This is a genomic window from Facklamia sp. HMSC062C11, assembly GCF_001810675.1.
GTDB classification, from domain to species: domain Bacteria; phylum Bacillota; class Bacilli; order Lactobacillales; family Aerococcaceae; genus Facklamia; species Facklamia hominis.
Window position 1 is genome coordinate 137,756 of sequence record NZ_KV802382.1, and the last position, 7,043, is coordinate 144,798.

A 7,043-nucleotide genomic window follows, 5' to 3' on the forward strand; every position below is an offset into this window, starting at 1 on the left:
TTTAAACACCTTTGGCAGCTGACCAAAGGTGTTTTTTTGTGTTCAAGTGTGTTATCTTGATAGAAATTCACATCGTTTTAGCCAAGTTACGGTATAATAGCCATAAAGGTTGATAAAGCTTCAAGAGGGGGTTTATATGAATATATCCAATAAAAAGGTCGGGGTAATTATTACGGGCGGTATTGCTGCTTATAAAATAACTGAACTGGTTCGCTCTTTGGTTAAAGCTGGTGCTCAAGTTCGTGTGATGATGTCTCGAGCAGCTTGCCAATTTATCGCACCACTGACCCTACAAATCCTGAGTAAACAAGAGGTGCTCCTTGATTTATTTGAGGAATCAGATGCTGAGCATGTTAAGCATATTGCCTATGCAGATTGGTGTGACTATGTTGTGCTTGCTCCAGCAACTGCGAATATCCTCGGCAAGCTGGCTAATGGCATTGCTGATGATCTAGTTTCAACGGCTTTATTGGCTGTTCATTGTCCAGTGCTGATTGTTCCGGCCATGAATCATCATATGTATAATCATCCCGCAGTCAAACAGAATATTCACCGTTTACAATCCTATGGCTATCGGGTGATGCCGGCAGCCTATGGATATTTAGCAGAAGGTTACGAAGGTCAAGGTCGTATGCCTGAAGTGTCTGTTATTTTGGCTGAGTTAAAGTTGTTGATCGCTCAAACCGAGTGCCCTCAACTACTAAAGGGCAAAAAGGTTCTGGTTACAGCTGGAGGAACAGTGGAACGAATAGACCCTGTGCGTTTTATTTCGAATGATTCCTCTGGCAAAATGGGTTATGCTATGGCTTTAGTAGCTCGCTATCTGGGGGCTGAAGTCCAATTTATCACAAGCAAGGAAGGTTTTTTCATGTTGCCTGGGATGACAGAAATTCAGGTTCATTCAGCTCAAGATATGTATGAAGCGGTTGAACAAGCCTTTGACGGGTGCGATTATTTGGTAATGGCGGCGGCAGTGAGTGACTATCGGGTGAAAGAGCCTGCATTAAATAAGATAAAAAAGACAACTACTAATCAAGAATTAACGATCGAATTAACAACAAATCCGGATATTGTGGCGACGATGTCTGCTAAAAAAACAAGTCAGTGTGTGATTGGTTTTGCTGCGGAATCCGAACATTTGATGGCTTATGCTAAGGATAAATTAGCTCGTAAAAACTTAGATTGGGTCATTGCCAATGATATCTCGCAGGCGAATTTAGGTTTCAATGCGGATGAGAACCAGGCTGTTTTAATTGGATCGAACGGTAGTGAGCAAGTCTTTGAACGGATGACGAAGTCAAATTTAGCTTTTGAATTGTGGCAAGCCATCTTAACAAGTCAGCTGAGAGGAGAGGAAGTCCATGGGGTTAGTGGTAAATAAAGTTAGTAGTGGTTATCGTCAAATCACAGTTATAAAAGAGGTTAGCTTTGAAATTGAGTCGGGGCAAATCGTTGGTTTGATAGGGTTAAATGGGGCAGGAAAGTCCACTCTTTTAAAGACGATTCTCGGTTTATTACCGATTCAATCGGGAAGCATTGGGATTGATGGATTGGATAGTCGTGATAACCAAGCTGCTTATGCAGCAAATATTGCTTATGTACCAGAAACACCTGTTTTATATGAAGAACTTACTTTAAAAGAACATTTAGAAATGACAGCCTTGGGTTATGGCATTGATCGGGATACCGTTATGAAGCGAGCTCAACCGATGTTAAAAGCTTTTCGATTAGACCAACACTTGAATTGGTTTCCTACTCATTTTTCTAAAGGAATGAAACAAAAAGTTATGATCATGTGTGCTTTAGTGACCCAAGCTAAATTGTTGATTATTGATGAACCGTTTCTCGGCTTGGATCCTTTGGCGATGAATTATTTTAGTCAATTATTGTTGGAACACGCAAAAAGGGGCGGGATGGTTCTATTTACTACTCACGTTTTATCGATTGCTGAAGATCTTTGTCAATCCTTTATTTTATTGAAAAAGGGTCAAGTGGTGGGGCGAGGAGACCTGCAAGAATTAAGGCAGCAATTTGATCAAGAAGGAGCTAATTTGATGGAGATTTATCTGACGATGACTCAAGAGGACGGCCATCAATCGGGGGAGTATCATGGGTGATTTAACACATTTATTTAACCACCGTCTTAATAAGAAATTAAAAGAGATTGGTAAATATAGTCGTTTAATTGTGAACGACCATTTTTCGGTGATTATGTTGGTGATTTTAGGCTTTGTGGCACTGTCTTACCGAGAGTTTTTGAACTATCTGAGTCAACCCTTGACAGAAATAATTAAGCTGGCCTTATTATCGATAATTATGCTGTTCTTTGCATTGAGCCTTTCTTTAGGACAACCCTATTGGTTTAACCATTTGGCAGATCCGTCTTATTTATTTGCAAGGGGGGATGCTTGGCGTTCTTATTGGAAGAAAGCTTTGACGGTAACTGCTGTGTTGCCGCTGATAGGTCAGCTACTAGCTTTTTCGATGATGCTACCTATATTAGTAACTGCCTTTAATTGGGCCGTTAACCAGTGTGTGGGACTCCTTGTGCTTGTGCTCATTTTTAAAGTCGGTCAATTTATTAATCTCTATCTAAATACTTTCAATAGTATTAAAGTAAAATATGGCTTTTTAATGCTGATAAGAGATGCCTTTTTCTTCTCAATAGTATGGATGCTAGGGACTTTAATTTCTTATCCGATCCTGTTGCTAAGTATTTTTAATATTGTTTATTTGTTTTTTGCTTATTTACGACTAAAAAAAGTCAAGTCATCTCCGATAGACTTAAGTTATGCGGTGGAGGCATCCGTTCGTTCAAATGAGGCTTTTTATCGCTTTGTTGGAATTTTTGCTCAGGTTCCTCAGATTAAATCGTCTGTAAAAAAGAATCCGGTTTGTGAAGTCTTTCTTCCTTTTTTAGCCGGTGCTAAAACTAATTTATATAGTTATTATTTAACTAGAGCGTTATTACGCAATGAAAATTATGTTGGGATCATTATTAGAACAACTTGCTTTTTTGCGATGACGCTATTGATTTTACCATCGAATGGTTGGATTTTGGCAATATTCGGAGCTTTAGCTTTCTGGGTAACGATAAGTCAACTCGTAGGACTCTACTCATATCCAGATTATCAAGTGCTCTTTAGTTTATATCCAGGGTTAGATAATGAGGTAAAACTTCAAACTTTGATGGGGATACTCGGACGCCTTTTGGGGGTTCAAGCCTTATTTTATTTTATAATTCTTATCTTTAAAAATAATAATGTATTAGAAGGGATTATGGTAGGCATGGCCTGGGCAACTTCTCAATTAGCCCTCATTAAAATCTATATTCCTTATCGATTGAAGAAAAAGAAGACAAAGAAAGGGGTTTCTTTTGCTAAAATTGACTGAAATTGTTAGAATGAAACTAGTAAATCATAGAAAGAAGGATCTGAATGTCAGTAAATAAAGACTTGTTGATTCGTTTAACAGAAGCGAATGGGATTGCCGCTAATGAAGGTCAATTGAGACAAATTTTTCGTGAAGAGACCAAAGAAGTAGCTCAAGAATACCTTCAAGATGGCTTGGGTTCTATTTTTGCAAGACATACGGGGGATGAAGAAGGCCCACGAGTGATGTTAGCAGCCCACATGGATGAAGTTGGTTTTATGGTTAAGGAAATCACAGATGAAGGATTTATTAAATTTGTGACCATTGGTGGCTGGTGGAGCCAAGTGGTTCTTGCTCAACAAGTAACCATTACTACTAGAGAAGGAAAGACTTTCCACGGGGTTACCGGTTCTAAACCACCTCATGTTTTAACAGCAGAAGCACGTAAGAAGCCAATTGCTATGAAAGATATTTTTATTGACCTAGGAGCTTCATCAAAAGAAGAGGTATTATCATGGGGTATTCGCCCAGGAGATATGATTACCCCTTACATTAAAACTCAACGACTCAACGGAACACCATTCTTATTGGGCAAGGCTTGGGATAATCGTATTGGAATGGCTGTGGCAATTGATGTGATTAATCGCTTAGCTAAAGAAGGGCACCACACAGTTCTATTTTCTGGAGCTAATGTTCAAGAAGAGGTGGGTCTAAGAGGTGCGAAGTCCAGTGCACACCTCTTGAATCCAGATATTTCCTTTGCCTTAGATACCGGAACAGCTGGTGATACACCAGGAATGACCAAAGATGAATCCTTGAGTACCTTAGGTAAAGGACCTCAAATAATTGTTTACGATGCCTCGATGGTTGCTCATACAGGATTAAGAAACTTTGTGATTGATATTGCTGAAAAGAATCATATTCCTTATCAATTGGAATTTATTCCAGGAGGCGGAACCGATGCAGGTTCACAACATACTAGTCTGAATGGTATTCCTTCCCTAGCAATTACAGTTCCGGTACGTTATCTACATAGTCACACTTCAGTGATTCATGAAGATGATTATCTAAATATGGTGGAACTTTTAGTTGCTGTGGTGAAAGAATTGGATAATCATAGTTTAGAAAAGATTTTAAATGCATAATAAATTTTTGGCTTGCTAATACACTTTGATCTGTTTAAGAATAAAGTGGGTTAAAATAAAAGGCTACGACTGAATGAGGGGATGTAGTGTCCTCATTCAGTCGTAGCCTTTTTATTAAGCTTTTAATTCAGGGAATAAGAAATAGAGGGTGTGAAGGGATAGATCATGGCTTTTTCCCTTTCCGGGGAATAAGTGAAGGCTTGCCATTGGGTTATAGTTGGCTTCGATGATTGCATAATCCCCCTCTTGTTTCGGTTGATGGTGATAATCGCGAATAATCATGTCAACTCCACAAAAGTTAGCTTCTAATGCACGACTGGCTTGAATGGCATAATCAATATAGGATTGATGAATAGCATCTGTTCGATCAATGGCAATCCCACCAGATGAGACATTGGAGTTGCGTCTTAAATAAACTTTTTGACCGGTTTGGGGAATGCTTGAAAAATCTAAACCTTGTTCTTTTAAGGTGATTTTTTCAAGTTTGCCTTTTTCTAAAAGAGTCATCGGAGCGCGGTGGTCTTTTCCTCTTAGTGGATTTTGGTTTTCTAAATCAATCAGTTCATCGATGGTATGTAAACCATCTCCATATACCTGAGCGGGTTGACGCTCACAAGCAGCCAATAATTGGTGGTTTAATAAGTAGAAACGAATTTCGGTGCCTTCAATATAATCTTCGACTAAAATTTCTTGATCATGCTTAAAAGCTTCGGTAATTGCCTCGCAATAATCTGCTTCAGAATAAGCCTGATTAAAAATCGTAATACCAATACCATAGTTGGTGTTTTTAGGTTTGATAACAATCGGTTTAGATTTGACTTGTGGATAATAGGCTTTAGCTTGAGCTGGTTGATCAAAGATTTGACCTGACGGAACAAAAATTTCCTGTTCTTTCAAAATTTTTTTAGTCGCTAATTTATTATCCATAATAAAATAAGAAACTTGGCTATCAAAACGAGTCATGTTAGCATTACGAACGAATTCGTGATGGTCTTGATAAGTGAGACGAAGTAACTGGTCCTTTGGATCAATCCAGTCTACATTTAGTCCAAGTTGAATTGCCTTTTTACACAGATCTTGAGTCGATAGTTCCAAATCTTCAAACCCATGTAATAGATATGGGCTATGGAGAAATTCTTTCTGGTTAAGCTGGGCAATTTCACTCATAAACTGCTGATAAGAAGTATAATCAGGAGTCTTACTATATAAAAATCCAGCTCGTGTTCTTTCGGGGTGATTTATCTGAATCATCTTGTCCTGAACGAGCTCAGTATAATAGCTAGTCGCATTTAATCGGTCTAATTCTATTCCAATGGTTGATAATATTTCAAGTAAAGGCTGTAATAGATCTGCTTGCCGTAAAATGGATAAGGGATGATCTTCTGCAGTGGACTGATTTCTTTGATCGGCAAGTTCAAGATCTTGATCGGAAAAATCTTTATCGATCATTAAAAGAGCGATAATCCATATTTTAATAAAATCTAAGTCCTCTTGACTAATTCCGCAAGGAGCAAAAGGATTTAAATCAAAATTTCTAAATTCTAAATAGGAAATGCCTTCTTTTAATAGATCTCTTACTGAATGGCTACCACGCATTCTTACATCTCGATAAAGTTCTTTTTCTAATAACAAACGACCAGATTTGACATGGCTTTCTAATGAATTAATGTAAGCTTCAAGGCTTTGATAACTAATCGTTACGGCATCGTCATTCTTATAACCATACCGGCTTTGCCGAACTGAACGCATCACTGCTTCATGTGGTTTACCATGTAATTTGGTTTGGTAACGGGAATCCACATAAGGACTAGCAGATAATAAGTAGGTTAATCCCCAACGATAGTAAAGATATTTGCGCATAAAGGCCATGTAAAGCTCATTCTTATTCTTAATATAATCAGATTCATAATTGGTTGTTATAGATTCCTTTAATTTTTGTTCCATTAATTGGGGATTAATTTGAAAATTGTAATGAATTCCAGAAAGCAGTTGAACATCTTTGCCGTATTTATCGGTCAAATATTCACGGTAATGTCTTTCTTGTGGATTTAATAGCTGAGCAGGTCTTACATTATCTAAATGATCTAAGCTAGGTGGCATGGAGTTGGGCCATAAGCGTTCTACATAATCTGATTTGTTTAAACGTAAGTAAGTGATTTGATGTAGTGCTTGAAGCCAATTTAAAATATCCTTAGAATATGATTCAGGAGGAGTAATTAACTCGATTTGACTTTCAGAGAAATCAGTCTGTAAGTAGGGGTGAAAGGAACGGTTTCCCCAGTCACTCGGATGATCTGTTAATGCAATTTGGTTGTTTTCAGTTACTCTTAGACTTTCCTTTTCAATCCCTACGGTCGATTGCCAAAGTAAAGCCAGGTCTTTAATTGAAAAAACAAGCTTGTTCTGATTCATAAAAACACCTCAATCCAATAATACCTTCATTATATCAGAATGAAAATCTACAATAAAAAAATAAGTCTTAAAAATAATTTAAAAAAGTGTTGACAAGCAGAGTGGATCCATGCT

5 protein-coding genes are annotated in these 7,043 nt (G+C 37.8%); 4 read left to right on the plus strand and 1 reads right to left on the minus strand.

What is annotated here, in order from left to right; all coding sequences use genetic code 11:
• Positions 1–136 precede the first annotated feature (136 nt).
• The 4 genes from coaBC to HMPREF2758_RS02295 are packed head-to-tail and all read left to right on the plus strand — an operon-like array spanning position 137 to position 4,517.
• Positions 137–1,381 (plus strand): bifunctional phosphopantothenoylcysteine decarboxylase/phosphopantothenate--cysteine ligase CoaBC, encoded by a 1,245-nt coding sequence (gene coaBC / locus HMPREF2758_RS02280; RefSeq protein WP_070608963.1) that lies wholly within the window; start codon positions 137–139, stop codon positions 1,379–1,381.
• Positions 1,362–2,117, plus strand: a complete 756-nt coding sequence (locus tag HMPREF2758_RS02285; RefSeq protein WP_070608965.1) for an ABC transporter ATP-binding protein — start codon at positions 1,362–1,364, stop codon at positions 2,115–2,117. The genes coaBC and HMPREF2758_RS02285 overlap by 20 nt, the downstream gene beginning before the upstream one ends.
• Positions 2,110–3,393: an ABC transporter permease gene (locus tag HMPREF2758_RS02290; protein ID WP_070608968.1), complete on the plus strand. Its 1,284-nt coding sequence runs from the start codon at positions 2,110–2,112 to the stop codon at positions 3,391–3,393. Before HMPREF2758_RS02285 ends, HMPREF2758_RS02290 begins: the two co-directional genes overlap by 8 nt.
• Positions 3,394–3,437: 44 nt before the next feature.
• Positions 3,438–4,517 carry a M42 family metallopeptidase gene (locus HMPREF2758_RS02295; RefSeq protein WP_070608969.1) on the plus strand — a complete coding sequence of 360 codons (1,080 nt, stop codon included), beginning with the start codon at positions 3,438–3,440 and terminating at the stop codon, positions 4,515–4,517.
• Between the two features lie 114 nt (positions 4,518–4,631).
• Here HMPREF2758_RS02295 and gshAB read toward each other — a convergent pair whose 3' ends face one another.
• The gene (gene gshAB, locus HMPREF2758_RS02300) at positions 4,632–6,929 is read right to left on the minus strand and encodes a bifunctional glutamate--cysteine ligase GshA/glutathione synthetase GshB (RefSeq protein WP_070608971.1); all 2,298 of its coding nucleotides are present in this window, start codon (positions 6,927–6,929) and stop codon (positions 4,632–4,634) included.
• Positions 6,930–7,043 lie beyond the last annotated feature (114 nt).

What these genes read in the sequence shown, in the direction of transcription:
- coaBC (WP_070608963.1), top strand. Translation starts at nt 137, where the DNA reads ATGAATATATCCAATAAAAAGGTCGGGGTAATTATTACGGGCGGTATT.
- HMPREF2758_RS02285 (WP_070608965.1), top strand. Translation starts at nt 1,362, where the DNA reads ATGGGGTTAGTGGTAAATAAAGTTAGTAGTGGTTATCGTCAAATCACA.
- HMPREF2758_RS02290 (WP_070608968.1), top strand. Translation starts at nt 2,110, where the DNA reads ATGGGTGATTTAACACATTTATTTAACCACCGTCTTAATAAGAAATTA.
- HMPREF2758_RS02295 (WP_070608969.1), top strand. Translation starts at nt 3,438, where the DNA reads ATGTCAGTAAATAAAGACTTGTTGATTCGTTTAACAGAAGCGAATGGG.
- gshAB (WP_070608971.1), bottom strand. Translation starts at nt 6,929, where the DNA reads ATGAATCAGAACAAGCTTGTTTTTTCAATTAAAGACCTGGCTTTACTT.